Annotated in this window: 16 protein-coding genes; 7 read left to right on the top strand and 9 right to left on the bottom strand. The window is 72.7% G+C overall.

Annotated features, from left to right (window positions below; all coding sequences use genetic code 11):
* From ACZ6EG_RS23760 to rhaI, 4 genes are all read right to left on the bottom strand, one after another.
* A partial coding sequence (locus ACZ6EG_RS23760; protein ID WP_469607345.1) for a (Fe-S)-binding protein occupies positions 1 to 524 on the bottom strand: 524 nt, incomplete at its 3' end.
* The gene (locus ACZ6EG_RS23765; protein WP_469607348.1) at positions 515 to 2,023 is read right to left on the bottom strand and encodes a rhamnulokinase; all 1,509 of its coding nucleotides are present in this window, start codon (positions 2,021 to 2,023) and stop codon (positions 515 to 517) included. The genes ACZ6EG_RS23765 and ACZ6EG_RS23760, both read right to left, overlap by 10 nt.
* Before the next feature lie 217 nt (positions 2,024 to 2,240).
* Positions 2,241 to 4,286 carry a bifunctional aldolase/short-chain dehydrogenase gene (locus ACZ6EG_RS23770; protein WP_391969122.1) on the bottom strand — a complete coding sequence of 682 codons (2,046 nt, stop codon included), beginning with the start codon at positions 4,284 to 4,286 and terminating at the stop codon, positions 2,241 to 2,243.
* A gap of 70 nt (positions 4,287 to 4,356) precedes the next feature.
* Positions 4,357 to 5,523, bottom strand: a complete 1,167-nt coding sequence (rhaI, locus tag ACZ6EG_RS23775) for an L-rhamnose isomerase (RefSeq protein WP_391969123.1) — start codon at positions 5,521 to 5,523, stop codon at positions 4,357 to 4,359.
* 280 nt (positions 5,524 to 5,803) lie between these two features.
* Between rhaI and ACZ6EG_RS23780 the strand changes: the two genes are divergently transcribed.
* From ACZ6EG_RS23780 to ACZ6EG_RS23805, 6 genes are all read left to right on the top strand, one after another.
* Positions 5,804 to 7,333, top strand: coding sequence for a sugar ABC transporter ATP-binding protein (locus ACZ6EG_RS23780; RefSeq protein ID WP_469607352.1), 1,530 nt, complete (start codon positions 5,804 to 5,806; stop codon positions 7,331 to 7,333).
* A complete protein-coding gene (locus ACZ6EG_RS23785) occupies positions 7,330 to 8,385 on the top strand; it encodes an ABC transporter permease (protein WP_391969125.1) in 1,056 nt (351 codons plus the stop codon). Before ACZ6EG_RS23780 ends, ACZ6EG_RS23785 begins: the two co-directional genes overlap by 4 nt.
* On the top strand, positions 8,378 to 9,409 hold the full coding sequence (locus ACZ6EG_RS23790; protein ID WP_391969126.1) for an ABC transporter permease: 1,032 nt from the start codon (positions 8,378 to 8,380) through the stop codon (positions 9,407 to 9,409). Before ACZ6EG_RS23785 ends, ACZ6EG_RS23790 begins: the two co-directional genes overlap by 8 nt.
* Before the next feature lie 91 nt (positions 9,410 to 9,500).
* Positions 9,501 to 10,586: a rhamnose ABC transporter substrate-binding protein gene (gene rhaS, locus ACZ6EG_RS23795; protein WP_469607357.1), complete on the top strand. Its 1,086-nt coding sequence runs from the start codon at positions 9,501 to 9,503 to the stop codon at positions 10,584 to 10,586.
* Between the two features lie 65 nt (positions 10,587 to 10,651).
* Entirely contained in the window at positions 10,652 to 10,972 is a 321-nt protein-coding gene (locus ACZ6EG_RS23800; protein WP_391969128.1) for an L-rhamnose mutarotase, read from the top strand.
* A gap of 90 nt (positions 10,973 to 11,062) precedes the next feature.
* Complete coding sequence (locus tag ACZ6EG_RS23805; RefSeq protein WP_469607362.1) at positions 11,063 to 12,091, top strand: LacI family DNA-binding transcriptional regulator; 1,029 nt, start codon at positions 11,063 to 11,065, stop codon at positions 12,089 to 12,091.
* A 20-nt stretch (positions 12,092 to 12,111) separates the two neighbouring features.
* Here ACZ6EG_RS23805 and ACZ6EG_RS23810 read toward each other — a convergent pair whose 3' ends face one another.
* The 5 genes from ACZ6EG_RS23810 to ACZ6EG_RS23830 all read right to left on the bottom strand — a co-directional run bounded on the left by ACZ6EG_RS23810 (position 12,112) and on the right by ACZ6EG_RS23830 (position 18,119).
* Complete coding sequence (locus ACZ6EG_RS23810) at positions 12,112 to 14,790, bottom strand: SpoIIE family protein phosphatase (protein WP_469607365.1); 2,679 nt, start codon at positions 14,788 to 14,790, stop codon at positions 12,112 to 12,114.
* Positions 14,791 to 14,964: 174 nt separating this feature from the next.
* Positions 14,965 to 15,984, bottom strand: coding sequence for a DUF6215 domain-containing protein (locus ACZ6EG_RS23815; RefSeq protein ID WP_469607368.1), 1,020 nt, complete (start codon positions 15,982 to 15,984; stop codon positions 14,965 to 14,967).
* Between the two features lie 108 nt (positions 15,985 to 16,092).
* Positions 16,093 to 17,364: a sulfite oxidase gene (locus ACZ6EG_RS23820; RefSeq protein WP_469607371.1), complete on the bottom strand. Its 1,272-nt coding sequence runs from the start codon at positions 17,362 to 17,364 to the stop codon at positions 16,093 to 16,095.
* Positions 17,365 to 17,518: 154 nt separating this feature from the next.
* Positions 17,519 to 17,602, bottom strand: coding sequence for a putative leader peptide (locus ACZ6EG_RS23825; RefSeq protein WP_356610175.1), 84 nt, complete (start codon positions 17,600 to 17,602; stop codon positions 17,519 to 17,521).
* A 142-nt stretch (positions 17,603 to 17,744) separates the two neighbouring features.
* Positions 17,745 to 18,119 (bottom strand): winged helix-turn-helix transcriptional regulator, encoded by a 375-nt coding sequence (locus tag ACZ6EG_RS23830; protein ID WP_391969133.1) that lies wholly within the window; start codon positions 18,117 to 18,119, stop codon positions 17,745 to 17,747.
* Positions 18,120 to 18,203: 84 nt separating this feature from the next.
* On the opposite strand from ACZ6EG_RS23830, the gene ACZ6EG_RS23835 reads away from it, so the two are divergent.
* Entirely contained in the window at positions 18,204 to 18,614 is a 411-nt protein-coding gene (locus ACZ6EG_RS23835; protein WP_391969134.1) for a RidA family protein, read from the top strand.
* The last annotated feature ends 106 nt before the right edge of the window (positions 18,615 to 18,720 follow it).

Here is an 18,720-nt window from a genome sequence, read left to right on the forward strand (position 1 = left end):
TCCGCCCCCGGCAGCTCGACCAGCTCCAGCCCCTCGACCGCCTCCAGCAGCCGCCGCGGCCGGTCGCCCAGGCCCAGGCTCCGCAGCCCGTGGCACGAGGGGTGGTAGGTGACGGTGTGCGGGAAGTACGCCCCCACGTCCGTCACCCCGAGCACGTCGACGAGGAACTCCGTCAGCTCGTACGTCTTCGGCACGAGGGAGGCGGCGGCGTCCGAGAGGTCCCGGCCCCGGCCCTCGGCCAGCGCCTTGGCGCCGATCCTGGGGTAGTGGTCGCGGACCATGGCGACGCAGGAGCCGGAGGGGGTGACGACGTGGTCGTAGCCCTCGAAGGCGCGGGCCGTGCGGCGTACCAGGGGTTCGGTGGCGCGCCGGTACCCGGTGTTGTACTGCGGCTGCCCGCAGCAGGTCTGGGCGGCCGGGAAGTCCACCTCGACCCCGAGGCGTTCGAGCACCTTGACGGTCGCGATGGCGGTGGACGGGTGGAGGGCGTCGTTGACGCAGGTGGCGAAGAGGGCTACGCGCATGGCGGTTCCGTTCGGGCGGGGGTGAGCCTGGCGGCTGCCGCGTCCCAGGCGGCGCCGTCGCCCCGCGGGCTGTAGCGCCTGAGGTGCTGGGTGGCGGCCACGAGCCGGCGCAGGGCGGCCAGGTCGGCCACCAGTCCGGCGGCCCGGGCCTGGACGAGGATGTTGCCCAGGGCGGTGGCCTCGGTGGGCCCCGCGATGACGGGCAGTCCGGTGGCGTCGGCCGTGAGCTGGCAGAGCAGGTCGTTGCGCGAGCCACCGCCTACCAGGTGGACGTGGGTGAGGTCGCGGCCGGCGAGTTCGGCCGCCTGCCGCAGGGTGCGGCGATGGGCCAGGGCCAGGCTCTCCAGGATGCAGCGGACGACGGCACCCTGACTGTCGGGGACCTGCTGGCCGGTGCGGCGGCAGTACTCCCGGACGCGTTCCGGCATGTCGCCCGGGGCGAGGAACGCCGGATCGTCCGGGTCGACGAGCGCGGCGAACGCCGTGGACCGGGCGGCCTCGGCGAGGAGCATGGGGATGCGGGTGGGCAGGCCCTGCGCCTCCCAGGTGCGCCGGCACTCCTCCAGCAGCCACATGCCCATGATGTTGCGGAGGTAGCGGACGGTGCCGTCCACGCCCAGTTCGTTGGTGAAGTTCGCGGCCCGGGACGCCTCGGTCAGCACCGGGGCGTCCAGTTCGAGTCCGGCCAGCGACCAGGTGCCGCACGAGATGTAGGCGAAGTGCGGTGCGGTGGCCGGGACCGCGGCGACGGCGGAGGCGGTGTCGTGCGAGGCGACGGTGACCACCGGCGTGCTCGCGTCGAGACCGGTGTGGGCGGCGACGTGGGGCAGGAGGGTGCCGGCCGGGTCGCCGGGGTGGCGCAGGGGCGGGAGCAGCCCGGGGTCGAGGGACAGCCGGTCGACGAGCTCCGCGGACCAGGTGCGGGTGCGGGCGTCGAAGAGGCCGGTGGTGGAGGCGTTGGTCGCTTCCGCGCCGATGGTTCCGGTGAGCCAGTGGACCAGCAGGTCCGGTATGAGCAGCAGGGTGCGGGCGGTGCTCAGCTGACAGGTACCGGCGGCCGAGGCGAGCTGGAAGACGGTGTTGAACGGCAGGTGTTGAAGCCCGGTGGTGCGGTACAGCTCTTCCGGCCCGACGCGGGGCCAGACCCGCCGCGCCGCGTCGTCGGTGCGGCTGTCCCGGTAGTGGTAGGGGGTCCCGAGCAGGACGCCGTCGGCGTCGAGGAGCCCGTAGTCCACGGCCCATGTGTCCACTCCGACAGAGGCGACCGAGCCGGCCCGGGCGGCCTCCCGCAGCCCGTCGAGGGTGCCCTGGAAGAGCGCGAGCACGTTCCAGTGCAGTCCGTCGGGCAGGCGGACCGGCGTGTTCGGGAACCGGTGGACCTCGGTCAGGTCGAGGTTGTCCGGCCCGACCCGGCCGAGGATCACCCGTCCGCTGGTGGCCCCGAGGTCGACCGCGGCGAACGCCGAGGGGAAGGCCGAGGAGGCCGGGGTGGTGGTCACGTGCTGGTACCTCCGCTGTGCGCGGCGAGGAAGGGAGGGGCGCCGGGGGCGGCGACGGGTCGGGGGTGCGCAGGGGTGCCGAAGGGTGACAGGCACCTGCGCCGGGGCGCACGCGCTACAGAGCGCAGCGCGCGCCGACGGCTTGGGGGTTGCCTTCCGGTGAGGCGCCCCGGTGCCGCCGCGTGCGTCGCGCCGGCATCGGGGCGGGCCCTTCGGCTCAGCGCAGGAAGGCCGCGGCGACACCCGCGTCCACCGGGACGTGCAGCCCGGTGGTGTGCGTGAGGTCGCCCCCGGTGAGGGCGAACACCGCGTTCGCCACGTGCTCGGGCAGTACCTCGCGCTTGAGCAGGGTGCGCCGGGCGTAGAACTCGCCCAGCTTCTCCTCCTCCACGCCGTACACGGCGGCCCGCTCGGCGCCCCAGCCGCCGGCGAAGATGCCGGAGCCGCGGACGACCCCGTCGGGGTTGACACCGTTGACGCGGATGCCGTGCTCGCCGAGTTCGGCCGCCAGCAGCCGCACCTGGTGGGCCTGGTCGGCCTTGGTCGCCCCGTAGGCGATGTTGTTGGGGCCCGCGAAGACACCGTTCTTGGAAGCGATGTAGACGATGTCGCCGCCGAGCCGCTGGGCGGTCATCACCCGGGCGGCCTCCCGGGAGACGAGGAAGGAGCCGCGGGCCATGATGGCGTGCTGGAGGTCCCAGTCCGCGGCCGTGGTCTCCAGCAGCGGCTTGGAGATGGAGATGCCGGCGTTGTTGACGACCAGGTCGACGCCGCCGAAGGCGAGCACGGCCTCGGCGAAGGCGGTGGCGATCTGCTCCTCGCTGGTGACGTCCACCGTCACGGCGACGGCTCGGTCCGGCCCGCCGAGTTCCTCGGCGACGGCGGCGGCGCTGGGGCCGTCGAGGTCGGCGACCACGACGCAGGCGCCCTCGGCGACGAGCCGGTGGGCGATGGCCTTGCCGATGCCCGAGCCGGCGCCGGTGACCAGCGCGACCCGGGTGGCGAGCGGCTTGGGCGCCGGCATCCGGCGCAGCTTGGCCTCCTCCAGCTCCCAGTACTCGATGCGGAACTTCTCCGACTCCTCGATGGGGCTGTAGGTGGAGACGGCCTCGGCGCCCCGCATCACGTTGATCGCGTTGACGTAGAACTCCCCGGCGACGCGGGCCGTCTGCTTGTCCTTGCCGAAGGAGAACATGCCCACGCCCGGCACCAGGACGATCGCGGGGTCGGCGCCGCGCATCGCGGGCGAGCCGGGGACGGCGTGCCGCTCGTAGTAGGCCCGGTACTCCGCCCGGTACTCGGTGTGCAGCTCCGCCAGCCGGGCGATCGCCTGCTCCAGCGGAGCGCCCGCGGGCAGGTCCAGGACCAGCGGGCGGACCTTGGTGCGCAGGAAGTGGTCCGGGCAGGACGTGCCCAGTGCCGCGAGGCGCGGGTGCTCGGCGCGGGAGAGGAAGTCCAGCACCGCCTCCGAGTCCGTGAAGTGCCCGACCTGCGGCAGGTCGGCGGAGGCGAGGGCGCGGACGTACGGGGCGAGGGCGGCGGCACGGGCGCGCCGTTCCTCGTCGGGCAGCGGCTCGTAGCCCTCCCGCACCGGCCCGAACGGCTCGGGGCGGCCCTTTTCGGTGAGGAACGCCTCGGCGGTGCGGATGATGTGCAGCGAGTTGGCCTCGCACTCCTCGGAGGTGGCGCCCCAGGCGGTGACGCCGTGACCGCCGAGGACGCAGCCGACGGCCTGCGGGTTGGCTGCCTTGATCGCGGCGATGTCCAGGCCCAGCTGGAAGCCGGGGCGCCGCCACGGGACCCACACGACCTGGTCGCCGAAGCACTCCGCGGTCAGTTTCTCGCCGTCGGCCGCGCAGGCCAGCGCGATCCCGGAGTCGGGGTGCAGGTGGTCGACGTGGGCCGCGTCGACCAGGCCGTGCATGGCGGTGTCGATGGAGGGCGCGGCGCCGCCCTTGCCGTGCAGGCAGTAGTCGAACGCGGCGACCATCTCGTCCTCGCGCTCGACGCCCGGGTAGACGTCCTTCAGGGCGTGCAGCCGGTCGAGCCGCAGCGCGGCCAGTCCTTCCGCCCTGAGCGTGCCCAGATCACCGCCGGAGCCCTTCACCCACAGCAGTTCCAGCTCTCCGCCGGTGACGGGGTCGGTGGCGGTGCCCTTGGCGGAGGTGTTGCCGCCCGCGTAGTTGGTGTTGCGCGGGTCCGCGCCGAGCCGGTGCGAGCGCGCCAGGAGCCCGGCGACTTCGGGATGGATGGCGGAGGCCATGATGATCTTTCCTTCGGGAGGGGTTGACGACGGAGGTGCCCGGGACCGCGCGCGGCGCCCGCGGCGGCGGCTACGCGCCCCAGCCGGCCTGCTCGCCGCCGACGCGGTCGGCGACGATCCGCTCCTGCCAGCCGCTGGCGCGGTAGGCGGCGATCGGGTCGGGGTGCAGGCCCTTCTCCTCGCGGATCTCCGCCAGCAGCGGCCGGACGTCGGTGTCGTACGCGTCCATGAGTACGGCGTTGGAGGCCAGGACGTCACCGTCCGCCTGGGCCGCGGCCAGTGCCTCGGCGTCGATCAGCAGGGCTTTGGCGGTCGCCTCCTGCACGTTCATCACGGAGCGGATGATCGCCGGGATCTTGGCCTCGATGTTGTGGCACTGGTCGAGCATGAAGGCCACGCCGGCGGCGGGGGCCAGGCCGCCGTTCTTGATCACCTCGTGCAGGATGCGGAACAGCTGGAAGGGGTCCGCGGCGCCGACCATCAGGTCGTCGTCGGCGTAGAAGCGGGAGTTGAAGTCGAACCCGCCGAGCTTGCCCTCGCGCAGCAGCACCGCCACGATGAACTCGATGTTGGTGCCGGGCGCGTGATGCCCGGTGTCCACGACGACCTGTGCCTTCTCACCGAGCTTCAGGCAGTGCGCGTAGGCCGTGCCCCAGTCGGGGACGTCGGTCGTGTAGAAGGCGGGCTCGAAGAACTTGTACTCCAGGAGCATCCGCTGGTCCTCGCCGAGCCGCTCGTAGACGGCCTGGAGGGCCTCCGCGAGCCGGTCCTGGCGGGCTGTGATGTCGTCCTGGCCGGGGTAGTTGGTGCCGTCGGCGAACCACAGTTTGAGGTCGCGGGAGCCGGTGGCGTCCATGATGTCGACGCACTCCACGAGGTGGGCGAGCGCCTTGCGCCGCACCGCGGCGTCCGGGTGGCAGACACTGCCGAGCTTGTAGGAGTCGTCCTGGAAGACGTTGGCGTTGATGGCGCCCAGTTCCAGACCACGGTCCTTGGCGTGCGCGGCCAGGGCGGCGTAGTCGTCCACCTTGTCCCAGGGGATGTGGAGGGCCACCCGGGGGGTGATGCCGGTGAACTCGTGCACCTTGGCCGCGTCGTCCAGCTTCTCGCGTGGCGTCCGCGGCACACCGGGCTGCGCGAAGACCTTGAAACGCGTTCCGGAGTTGCCGTAGCCCCAGGAAGGCGTCTCGACCCGCTGATCGGCGAGTGCGGTTCTCACGGCAGTGATGTCAGGCATGTCCACCTCTGGATGCGCAACCTGCCCCGTCGCGGGACTTGGACGGCCCGTCGAATGAATCGATTCAGGCTGACGCCGAAGCTAGCCCGTACCCCACCTCCCGTCAAGGGCTCCCGCACCGCTCAGCCCGTCTGCCGCCTGCCCTCTCCCGCACGCACCGGACGACCGCACGGGCTCCGGACCCTTGACGTCCCGAACGGGCTGAAGCTAGCTTCCCGGCAACCCTGTTGAAACATTTCACAACGGGGCCTCCGCTCGGCACACGTACGGGAGACCACCCATGACCCCATCCGAACCGGAGACCCCTCCGGTGCTCGCACTGGAGGGAGTGAGCAAGTCCTTCGGTGCCGTCCGAGCCCTGCGTGACGTGTCACTGCGCCTGTACGCAGGCGAGGCCCACGCCCTCGCGGGCGAGAACGGCGCCGGCAAGTCCACCCTGATCAAGACTCTCGCGGGCGTGCACCGTCCGGACGCCGGCACGGTCCTCCTCGACGGCCGGCCGGTGGAGTTCCACGGTCCGGCGGACGCCCGCGACGCGGGGATCGCCGTGATCTACCAGGAGCCGACGCTCTTCCCCGACCTGTCCGTCGCGGAGAACATCTTCATCGGACGGCAACCCCGCCGTTCCCTGGGCAGGGTGGACCACCGCGCCGTCAAGGCGGCCGCGGCCGGGCTGTTCGCCCGCCTCGGGGTGGCCCTCGACCCGGACCGGCCGGCCCGCGGCCTGTCCATCGCCGACCAGCAACTGGTGGAGATCGCCAAGGCGTTGTCCTTCGACGCCCGTGTGCTGATCATGGACGAGCCGACGGCGGCGCTCACGGGCAGCGAGGTGGCCCGGCTGTTCGGCGTGGTCGAGGCGCTGCGCGAGCAGGGTTCGGCGGTGCTGTTCATCTCGCACCGCCTGGAGGAGATCTTCGAGCTGTGCGGGCGGGTCACCACCCTGCGGGACGGTGCCCGGATCGCCAGTGAGCCCCTCTCCGACCTCGACGAGGACGCTCTGGTGCGCCGGATGGTCGGCCGCGATCTCGAGGAGCTGTACCCCAAGCAGGAGACCCGGGTCGGCGAGGTCGCCCTCGGCGTGCGCCGGCTGACGCGTGAGGGAGTGTTCACCGACGTCTCCTTCGACGTGCGGCGCGGAGAGATCGTCGGTCTCGCCGGGCTGGTCGGGGCGGGCCGCAGCGAAGTGGCCCGGGCCGTGTTCGGAGTCGACGGGTTCGACGGCGGCGAGGTCGAGGTGCTCGGCCGGAAGCTGCCTCCGGGGGCTCCGAGCCTGGCCATGGCCGCCGGTGTGGCCCTGGTGCCCGAGGACCGCCGCGCCCAGGGCCTGGTGATGGACATGTCCATCGAGCGGAACATCGGGCTCACCGGCTTCGCCGCCACCTCCAGGGCCGGGCTGATGGACCGGCGGGCCGAGCGGAGCCGCGCCGTCGACTGGGCGACGAGGCTCCAGGTGAAGTACGCCCGCCTGGCCGACGTGGTGGGCACCCTGTCGGGCGGCAACCAGCAGAAGGTCGTCCTGGCCAAGTGGCTCGCCACGGCTCCTCAGGTGCTCATCGTGGACGAGCCGACCCGCGGCATCGACGTGGGGACCAAGGCGGAGGTGCACCGTCTGCTGTCCTCGCTCGCCGCCGACGGCGTGGCCGTGCTGATGATCTCGTCCGACCTGCCGGAGATCCTCGGCATGGCCGACCGGGTCCTGGTGATGCACGAGGGCCGCCTGACCGCGGAGATCCCCAGGGCGGAAGCGACCGAGGAGACCGTGATGGCAGCCGCGACCGGTCGCACCGACCGAGGGAGGGATGCGGCATGACCACCACCGTCGAAACGGTGCGGCAGGAGGCCGCGCCGGAGTCCGCCGCCGCACGGCGGCTCGTGGACCGGATGTTCAAGGTCCGTGAACTGGCCGTGATCGCCGTGCTGGTGGTGATGCTCGGCGCCACCCAGCTGTCCAATTCCGCGTTCCTCTCGGAGCAGGGCATCAGGGACCTGCTGCTGAACGCGACCATCCTCGTGCTGGTCGCGATCGGCCAGGCGATGGTCGTCATCACCCGCAACGTCGACCTTTCGGTCGGCTCGGTGCTGGGCATCTCCGCGTTCGCCGCGGGCCTCTGTCTCGAGGACGGCGGACACCCGCTCGTCGCCGTCCTGCTGGCCGTCGCGCTGGGCGCGCTGTTCGGTGTGGTCAACGGGGCGCTGGTGAGCCTCGGCAAGGTGCCCGCCCTGGTGGTGACCCTGGGCACCCTGTACGTCATCCGCGGCATCGACTCCCTCTGGGTCGGCTCCCGGCAGATCACCGCGAGCGCCCTGCCCGACGGGTTCGTGGACTTCGGCAGCGACGGCATCTCCGTGGTGCCCTACCTCGCGCTGCTCACGCTGGCCGTCCTGGTCGTCGTGGCCTACTACCTCCGCAGCTACCGCAGCGGCCGGGACATGTACGCCCTGGGGTCCAACCCGGAGGCGGCCCGCCTCGCCGGCATCCCGATCCGGGCCCGCGTCATGACGGCCTACGTGGTCTGCGGGGCACTCGCCGGACTCGCCGGTGCCCTCTACCTCGCCCGGTTCGGCAACGTGGACTCCAACACCGGCAACGGGTACGAACTCGTCGTGGTGAGCGCCGTGGTCGTCGGCGGCGTCGCCTTCACCGGCGGCTCGGGCACCGTGTACGGCGCCGCGCTCGGCGCGGTACTGCTCACCTCCGTCAACGGTGTGCTCCCCGCCCTCGGGGTGAGTTCGGTCTGGGTCACCGCCATCAACGGCTGCCTGCTGCTGCTCGCCATCGCCGTCGACCGGATCCTGGCGCTCCGGGTCTCCGGAGCCCTGCGCAAGAAGGCCGCACAGTCGAGGAGTGCCCGCCATGCCTGACACCACCGCCACGTCGCCCGCGCTCTCCCGCCTCGGTGGCGCGGTGCGCTGGGACACCTCGGTCGGCGCTCTGCTGGTCGTCCTGCTGATCTGCTCGTTCTCCTTCGTCGAGAACTTCGGCAACGCCCTGAACCTGTCGTTCCTCATCGGCAACACCCTGCCCATCGCCCTCATCGCCCTGCCGATGGCGATGCTCGTGGTCTCCGGCGAGGTGGACCTCTCGGTGGCCTCCACCGCCGGTCTCTCCAGTGCGGTGATGGGCGCGCTGTGGAACGCCGGGATGGCGATCGAGACGATCATCCCGCTCTGCGTTCTGCTGGGCCTGGTCTGCGGCCTCGTCAACGGCCTGCTGGTCACCCGGCTCGGGCTGCCCTCGCTGGCGGTCACGATCGGCACGCTCGGCGCCTACCGGGGCATCGCGCAGATCGTCCTCGGCTCCGACTCCGTGACCGACTTCCCCGCGCAGTACCTGGACTTCGGTGCGGGCCGCTTCGGGGACACGTTCCTCCCGTACGCGGTGGTGCCCTTCGTCGTCCTGCTGGCGATCGCGGTCGTCGTGCTGCACGCCACGCGCTTCGGGCGCTCGCTGTTCGCCATCGGCTCCTCCGAGGAGGCCGCCCGCTTCGCCGGTGTCCGGGTCAAGCGGCTCAAGCTGGCCATGTTCGTCACCACGGGCGTCGTCTCGGCACTCACCGGCGTCTTCTGGACCCTGCACTACGCCAGTGCCCGCTACGACAACGCCACCGGTCTCGAACTGTCCGTGATCGCCGCGGTGCTGCTGGGCGGCATCGACTTCGACGGCGGCAAGGGCACGCTCGGCGGCGCCGTCGCCGGTGTGTTCCTGCTCGGCACGATGCAGAACGTGATGAGCCTTTCGAACGTCACCGCCCAGTCCCAGACCGTGGCGACCGGGGTCCTGCTGGTGGTCTCCGTCCTGGCTCCGCGGATCGGACGCCGGATCTCCGAGGCCCGGGCCCGGGCGAGAGGGACCGCTCCCCCGCCGGTGGCGGCCCCGAGCCCGTAGGGCCCGTGTCCCCGGTTCACCCCGGGACCGGCCGACAGCGCGGCCGGTCCCCCCGCCCCTCCCCCCTTCCGCCCAGGCAAAGGAACGTCACATGTTCGGCACCACCACCGGATCGCGCCGCCTGACCCTCGCCCTGGCCACCGTCACCGCCCTCGCCCTGGGTGCCACCGCCTGCGGCGGCACCACCAAGGACGACGCCGCCGAGGAGAGCGGCAGCGCGGCCGCGGGCAAGGCCGACCCCCAGGCCGAGACCAAGAAGGGCCTCACGGTCGCCTTCCTGCCCAAGCAGGTCAACAACCCCTACTTCACCACCGCAGACAAGGGCGGCGAGAAGGCGCTGCGGGGCCTGGGCTCCGAGTACAAGGAGGTCGGCACCAGCAGCGGCACCGACACCGCCGGCCAGGTCAGCTACGTCAACACGCTGACCCAGCAGCAGGTCGACGCCATGGCCGTCTCCGCGCAGGACCCCGGCGCCCTGTGCACCGCCCTCAAGCAGGCCATGCGCAACGGTGTCAGCGTCGTCACCTACGACTCCGACACCAACAAGGACTGCCGCCAGGTCTTCGTCTCCCCCGCCTCGGCCGAGGACCTCGGGCGCACCCAGGTGGAGCTGCTGGCCGAGCAGATCGGTGGCAAGGGCGAGATCGCGATCCTGTCCGCGGCGCAGACCGCGACGAACCAGAACGCCTGGATCGACGTCATGAAGGAGGAGTTGAAGAAGCCCGCCCACAAGGACATCAAGCTCGTCAAGGTCGCCTACGGGGACGACGACGCGCAGAAGTCCTTCCAGCAGACCCAGGGCCTGCTGCAGGAGTACCCGGACCTGAAGGGCATCATCTCCCCCACCACCGTGGGCATCAAGGCCGCCGCCCAGTACCTGTCCGGGTCCAAGTACAAGGGCAAGGTGAAGCTCACCGGGCTCGGCACCCCCAACGACATGCGCGCCTACGTCAAGAACGGCACCGTCGAGCAGTTCGAGCTGTGGGAGCCGGCCAAGCTCGGTGCTCTCGCCGCCCGCGCCGCCGTCGCGCTCGAGTCCGGCCAGATCACCGGCAAGGAGGGCGAGACCTTCGCCGCCGGCGACCTCGGCACGATGACCATCGGCGCGGACGGAGTGATCTCACCGGGTGAGCCGACCGTCTTCGACGAGGCCAACGTCGACGAGTACGACTTCTGATCCGCAGGACAGCCGTGGGGCCCCGGCAGCCGCCGGGGCCCCACGCCCGGCACCAGGGTGGTCCGATGCAACGCGTCTGTTTTCTTCTGAAGGTCCGCGCCGGAATGGTCGCCGAGTACCGCGAACGCCACCGGGACGTGTGGGCCGACATGCGTGCCGCGCTCTCCGGGGCCGGCTGGCACAACTACTCCCTCTTCCTGCGGGAGGACGGCCTGCTCGTGGGCTACCTGGAGACCGAGGACTTCGAGGCGGCCCGGGCCGCCATGGCCGCGACCGAGGTGAACGCGCGCTGGCAGGCCGAGATGGCGCACTTCTTCGAGGATCTCGACGGGGAGGCCCCCGACGCCGCCATGCGTCCCCTCACCGAGGTCTTCCATCTGGCGTGAAGGAGCGCCGCCTTCGTACGACGCACGCTCCCCCGGCCCCGCCACAGGACGCGGACGGGGTCCGGGGACGGAACAGCAGGGGGCCCACGCATGTCGCACTCCACGCCGGCCGTCGGCATCAAGGACGTGGCCCGGGAGGCGGGCGTCTCGGTGGGCACCGTCTCCAACGTGCTCAACCGGCCCGGCCGCGTCTCGCCGCGGACGCGGCGCCATGTGGAGCAGGTGATCGCGCGCCTCGGCTACGTGCGCAGCGAGTCCGCGCGGCAGCTGCGGGCGGGGCGCAGCCGTGTCGTGGCCGTGCTCGTCCTCGACATGGGCAACCCCTTCTTCGTCGACCTGGCCCAGGGGGCCGAGCGCACGGCCCGGCAGGCGGGCCTCGCCGTCACGCTGTGCAACAGCGCGCAGAGCGCGCGGAAGGAGGCGGAGTACCTCGCACTCTTCGCCGAACAGCGGGTCCGCGGGGTGCTGGTCACCCCCGCCGACCCCAGTGGGCGCAGCCTGGCCGGCTTCCGCCGGCACGGCATCCCCTTCGTTCTCGTGGACCGGGTGGCCGAGGACACGGCGGGCTGTTCCGTCTCGGTGGACGACGTCACCGGCGGCGCCCTGGCCGTCCGCCACCTCACCGATGCGGGCCACCGCTGCCTCGCCTACGTCAGCGGGCCGCCCCACCTCAGGCAGGTGCAGGACCGCCGGACGGGAGCACGGGAAGCCGTCGCCCAGGCCGGCCTGCCCCCCGCGGCCCTGCGGGAGATCCCCACCGAGCGCCTGGACGTGGCCGCGGGACGGGACGCGGGGGCCAGACTGCTGGGTCTGGCGGAACGGCCCACCGCCGTCTTCTGCGCCAACGACCTGCTGGCCCTCGGGGTGCTCCAGTTCATGTACACGGCCGGGGTCAAGGTCCCCGACCACCTGGCCATCGTCGGGTACGACGACATCGAGTTCGCCGCCGCGGCGACCGTACCGCTGACCTCGGTCCGCCAGCCCGCGCGGGCGATGGGGGCCATGGCCGCCGACCTGCTGCTCCAGGAGGCCGGGGACCGGGCGGCCGGACACCGTCACGAGCACGTGGTGCTCCAGCCCGAGCTGGTCGTCCGCGGTTCGAGCCTCCCGGGGCGGTGAGGGCACCGGACGGGCGCCGGTCACGGGCCGGGCGGCATCCCGGACGACGGGGTCTGCTCCGACCAGATGACCTTTCCGGTCTCGGTGTAGCGGGTCCCCCAGCGGTCGGCCATCTGGGCCACGAGGAAGAGGCCGCGCCCTCCCTCGTCGGTCGTGGCCGCGTAGCGCAGGTGCGGGGCGGTGCTGCTGCCGTCGCAGACCTCGCAGACCAGGGTCCGGTCGTACAGCAGGCGCACCCGGACCGGGTCGGTGCCGTGGCGCACCGCGTTGGTCAGCAGCTCGCTGAGGATCAGCTCGGTGACGAAGGCCTCCTCGTCCAGACCCCACTCGGCGAGCCGGTCGGTGACCTCGCGGCGGACGCGGGAGACGACCGCCGGGTCGCGTTCGACGTCCCAGACGGCCACCCGGGACGGGTCGAGGACGCGGGTGCCGGCCACCAGGAGCACCACGTCGTCGGCGCTCCGGTCGGTCGGCAGGCGGGCCAGCACCTCGGCACACGTCTCCTCGGGGGTGCGGCCGGCCCGGGTGAGCCCCCGCCGCAGCAGCTCGACGCCCTCGTCGACGTCCCGGCCGCCGCTCTCCAGCAGTCCGTCGGTGTACAGCACCAGCCGGCTGCCTTCGGGCACGTCGAGGTCGACCGCCTCGAAGGGCAGGCCGCTGCCGACGCCGAGCGGCAGTCCGACGGGGCTGTCGGGGAAGCGGACCGATCCGTCGGGCAGCACCAGTGCAGGGCCGGGATGCCCCGCCCGGCTCAGGGAGCACCGGCCCGCCACCGCGTCGTAGATCGCGTAGAGGCAGGTCGCGCCGGCGATCTCGGCCCGGTCCGGGCCGGCCTCGTGATCGAGCCGGGAGACCAGCTCGTCGAGGCGTGCGAGGAGTTCGTCGGCCGGCAGGTCGAGGGCGGCGAAGTTGTGCACGGCGGTCCGCAACCGCCCCATGGTGGCGGCGGCGTGCAGACCGTGCCCCACCACGTCGCCGACCACCAGGGCGACCCGGGCGCCCGGCAGTGCGATGACGTCGAACCAGTCCCCGCCCACCCCGGCTTCGGCCGGCACGTACCGGTAGGCGACGTCGAGGGCGTTCTGCTCGGGCAGTCCACTCGGCAGGAGGCTGCGCTGGAGGGCCACGGCCGTCTCGTGCTCGCGGGTGTAGCGGCGGGCGTTGTCGATGCACGTCGCCGCTCTGGCGGCCAGTTCCCGGGCGAAGGCCTCGTCGTCCTCGACGAACGGGTCCGGGTTCTCCGAACGCCAGAAGTTGACCATGCCGAGGACCACGCTGCGCGCGTGCAGGGGAACGGTCAGGACACTGTGGAAGCCGTACGCGATGACGCGCTCGGCGTGCTCAGGGTCGCTGCCGTACCAGCCGAGCGCCACGTTCACGTCCGCTTCGGGCAGGGAGTGCCGCGCGGTGCCGCCCAGGGAGCCGGGGCTGGTGGGCACCGTGCCGGTCACCCGGCCCGTCGGGTGCAAGGGGTGGTCCTCGTGCAGGCCGGCGACGGCGGCCCGCCGCATCCGGACGAGCGGCCCCTGCGACTCCCGCGGCTCGTCCCCGCGGAACACCGACTCGACCAGGTCCACGGTGGTGAAGTCCGAGAACCGCGGCGTGGCCACCCGGGTCAGTTCCTCCGCGGTCGTGGTGACGTCCAGGGTGCTGCCGATGCGCGCGCCGGCCTCGTAGAGGAGCAGGAGGCGCTCCCGCACCGCCTCCACCCGGCCGAGGACCGCGCGCAGCTCCGTCGTGTCCCGCAGGGTGGCGACGGCACCGGGCGGCCCGCTGTGGTCGCCGGTGATCCGCACGTTGACGGCGAGGAGCCGGTCCTCCACCGGCACCACCTCGTCGGTGACGGGCCGGCCGGACGCCAGGAGTTCGGCGATCCGCGGGTGCAGTCCCGACTCGGCGAGCGGGCGCTCCTCGGCGTCCGCCTGGAGTCCGAGCAGCCTGCGGGCCTCGTCGTTGGCCAGCACCAGCCGCTGCCCGCCGTCGGCGATCACGACGCCCTCCCGCACGGCGTGCAGCACCGCGTCGTGGTGCTCGTACATCCGGGTCATCTCGCCGGGACCCAGACCGCGGGTCTGCCGGGACAGGCGCCGGTTCACCAGCGCCGAGCCGCCGACGGCCAGGAGGAGGGCGGCGGCGGTGCCGGCGAGGATGACCGGCATCTGGCGTTCGGCGGACTCGTTGACGTCGCTGACGGTGATCTCGACGGCCACGAGCCCGGCGACCGAGCCGTCACCCCGGAAGACGGGCACGACCGAGTCGACGGCCGGACCGACGCTGGCGCTCAGCTCCCTGGTCACGGGAACGCCCTGGGCCGCCTCCTCGTACGGGCCCAGCACGCGCTTGCCGATCAGGCCCGGATCGGGGTGCGTGTACCGGATTCCCCGGGTGTTCGACACGACGACGAAGGCGACGTCGGCCGCCTCGCGGACCGCTTCGGCGCGGGGCTGGAGCACGGCCGTGGGGTCGGGGCCGTCCAGCGCCTCGGCGGTTCCCGGGGCGTTGGCGAAGGTCTGCGCGACCGACAGCGTCCGGTCCCGGGCCGCCTGGGTGCTGTCCCGCCGGACCTGGAGCACCAGGGCCACGACGGCCGCTGCCGCGAGCAGGACGACGAGCACCAGTTGCAGCAGGAACACCTGTCCGGCGACGGTCCGCACCTTCGGCCCGCGTGCTGACACTCGCCGTGCGCGAATAACGGACATATGCCTCATTATGGGCGCGGCTGGACGGCCCGAGTCCGCGACACCGCGGGGGTTCGGCCCGCCGTCCCGGCGAGGGGCACCTGCGGACCGCCGTGGGCGGTCCCGCCTCCCGCGGCACGGGCGGGGCAGCCTACGCCGTCCGCGTTCCCCGAGGAGGGACGCCCCAGCGCCTCGTCACACGGCCCGTTCCGGGATCGCGGGAAGGACCTTCTCCGCGATGTCGAGCAGCGCGCTGTCGTCCGGGAGGGTTCCGGACTCGCTCCACACGGTGATGTCGTAGTAGCCGCCCCGGTCCTTCCCGTCGAAGGCCACGGAGAGCGTCCTGGCCAGGGGGCCCTGTTCGACCGGTCCGCCGGTTCCGCCGCTCCCGAGGTCGAACTCGATCCTCATGGTGTGGTCCGAGGCGAGGACCGCGGGCCGGCCGAGGACCGTGAGCGTCCTGACGTCCGTCTCCTGACCGAACTCCATCAGCTTGACGTACTGGGCGATCGACAGCTCGTTGTACGTGGCCGAGACGTTCACGGTGTAGGTGTCGAATCGGACCTCGGCCTCCGGCTGGGCGACCTTGCCGTCGGTCAGCGGGGCGGTGTCGCTGGTGCCGGACGCCACGGTGGCGGTCTCCGCGGGCGTTCCGAGGAGCTGGGCCAGGTCGGGTCGGTTGAGCGCCTCGCACAGTTCCTCGCCGGTGGCGGCCCCGGGTGTCTTCGCGTAGGCGCTCGGCAGTTCCTCGTCCTCGCCGCTCGCACACGTGGCGGCCCGCGGCGCGCCGGTGTCCTCGGAGGGGAGCAGCTCCCCCAGCCACAGCGCGGCCCCGAGCGCCGCGAACACGGCCACGGCCGCGACGGCCTGGCCCCAGGCGTTGGGCTCCTTCTCCCGGGCGACCGGGGCGGGCCGCGGTGCGGCCGGAACCGGGGCCGGCGCCTGGGACGGGGGCTGCGGCTGCGGGGCGGCGTCGGTCGCCGTCCCGTCTGCGGGGGCCACCGGGGCGGCGTTCCGGCGGGCGCGGAAGGCCCGGACCACCGTGCGGACGCGGACCGCCGTGAAGACCAGGAACACCGTCCCGATCCCGGCCGCCGGCCATGAGCCGTCCTGCACGGCGAGATACATGATGCGCACGCCGAAGACGGACCCGACCAGGATGAGCAGCGGCTCACGGACCCAGAAAGGCAGGAGCCGGAGGAGGAAACCGAGCATCCGGCGATCTCACCAGCACAAGATCGCGTTGGCTGTGGTGGAGGCCACAGTTCCGGCCCGGGACCGAACTGTGATGGAACAGGGCCTCGGGCGCACCCGCCCCTGACCTCAGACCACCGTCACGGGGTGCCGCACCACGGCGTCGAAGAGGTACCCCTGGGTGTTGAAGGCGGTGGTGTCCGGCTGGGTGCGGCCTGCCGCGTCGGTGGCGCGGGCGAGCAGGTGCGTGGGGCCGGGTGCGGTGGGCGTCCAGGGAAGGGACCAGCGGGACCACGTGCCGGATCGCGGCCGGTCGTGCAGGCGGGCCCGCCGCCAGCCCGACCCGCCGTCGGTGCTGACGTCGACCCGTACGACGCCTCCCGCACCCGACCAGGACCGGCCGTGCAGCACCTGCTCCTCCCCCACCGGGAAGCTCGCTCCGCTCGCCAGCTCGAAGGCGCTCTTGATCGTCTGCCGGGTGAGCGGCGCGCTGCCCTCCTCCGGGTGGGCGGGGCCGAACAGCCGGTAGAAGGTGGTGTTCCACGGCGAGTACAGCGGTTGCGCCGACACCTGGATGTCACCGACCCATTTCACCGACGCGATCCCCACCCACGCGGGCACCAGCACCCGCACCGGGTATCCGTGGTCGTACGGCAGCGGCTCGCCGTTCATCTCGTAGGCGAGGAGTACGTCGTCCAGGGCCTTGCCCAGCGGCAGGGGGCGACGCACCCGGCCGAGGTTCTCCCCGCCGCTGACGTACTCGGCGTCCAGGCCCCGGGGTTGGACGTCCACCGCGTGCGCGGACAGTCCGGCCCTGCGCAGCACGTGGGACAGGCGCACCCCGCGCCAGCGGGCCACGCCCACCGCGCCCAGCGTCCAGGCGGTGCCGGTGGGCGTCTCGCCCTGCTGCGTCGCGTAGTGGCTGCGGCCGTTTCCGGCGCACTCGACGAAGGCGGTGCGGGTCGTGGAGGGCAGGGCCAGCAGGTCGTCGTAGCCGAACTCCACCGGCCGCCCCTCGGCCGGCTTGCCGCGCAGCCCGTCGCCCCACAGTCTCAGCCGCCAGTCGGCGGCGTCCAGGACGGGCGTCGCCGTGTGGTTGCGGACGAAGAACAGTTCGTTCGGGGTGTGGTGGCCGGTCCCGCGCAGCGCCTCCCAGCGGGTCTCGGCGTTGGTGCCGCGCCGGACGAACCATGCGGGCGGCAGGGGCTTGACGACGGGCGACTCGGCGGCGCGGGCCGGTTCCGTCGCGGGGAGCCCGCCCACGACGGCGGTCGCGGCGAGCAGGGTGAGCAGCCGACGGCGCGTGACCCCGTCCGCTCGGGCCTCTCCGGCGAGCCACTGGCGCAGTCTGCGCTGGTCGTAGGCGGTCTCGTGGTGGGCGGCGGAACCGGCAGCAGACATGGCAGTCCTCGGCATGTGTGGGGGAGGGGGCCCGGCCATGGCGCGGCCGACGCCGGCGCTCCGGCGCGCACGCGGAGTCAGCGGGCAGGCCTGGGAGCCCGGCGGCGCACGCGTCGCGCGACCGACGGAAGAGGGGGCGAACCCGAGAAGTCGATCAGCCGTGGAGCCGACACAGCGCGGCGGCCACGCGGACGAGGTCCACGGCGCGGCGACGGGTCAGAGGCTCCGAAGGAGGCATGACGGGATGCAATCACCCGGCACGGCGGGTGTCAATGGGCCTCTCGGGCACGGTGGTTGGGGCTGCCCGGGCGGCGGGACGGACTCGGGGGCCCGGTGGCGGGGCGGCGTTCCCCGGCCTTCGCGTGACGCGCGCGAGGCGGTCAGCGCCCTTCGGCCTCTTCCCGCCCGTCGAAGGCTCCGCGTGCGCGCTCGACCGCGGGCATGTTCCGCGAGGCCCAGGCCAGCAGCACGTCGACGGGGTGCCGAAGGGTCTTGCCGAGCGGCGTGATCCGGTACAGGACCGCCACCGGGCGGGTGGAGACGACCTCGCGTTCGATCACGCCGTTGCGTTCCAGTCGCCGGAGCGTCGCGGTCAGCGACTTCTGCGTGACCTGGGGGATGGCCCGGCGCAGTTCGTTGAAGCGACACGGACGTTCGCAGAGTTCGTTGAGGATGCTGAGCGACCACTTGTCGAGGATCTGGTCGAGCAGTTCGCGGTGCGGGGCCTCGATGACGAGTTCCTCGTCGGTATCCATGACGAAACCTGGTCTCGTTGAAGTGTCCTTCTTCCACTAAGTAGCTTACCGATACCTACTCCGTCGCTCGTGAGGAAGAAGCCCATGACTGTTCAGCACTTCACCCCGGACGGCATGCTGCAGCCGACCCCCTACCACCATGTCGCCGTGGGCACCGGGACGAGACACGTCCACGTCAGCGGGCAGATCGCGCGCCGGGCCGACGGAACCCCCGTGGCGCCCGACGATCTGGCCGGGCAGGTCGCCCAGGCGCTGCGCAACACCTCGATCGGCCTGGCGGGCGCGGGAGCGTCCTTCGCCGACGTGCTGCGCCTGACGTTCTACGTGACGCGGTGGAGCCCGGAGAAGATCGGTGCGTTCATGGACGGCGTGGAGGCGGTCGCCGACGAACTCGGACTCCGCTCCCCCATGCCGCCGTCCTCCCTCATCGGCGTCGAGTACCTCTTCGAGCCGGACGTCCTCGTCGAGGTCGAGGCAACGGCACTCCTCGACTGATCCGTGCGGGTCAGAGCCGCCGGGCGACCGCGCTGGGTGCGGATCGCACGGAACGCCCGCCGGAGCACGAGTGGGGCGGGCGTTCCCCTGCGGGCCGCTCAGCGGT

This window comes from Streptomyces sp. NPDC041968 (assembly GCF_055589025.1).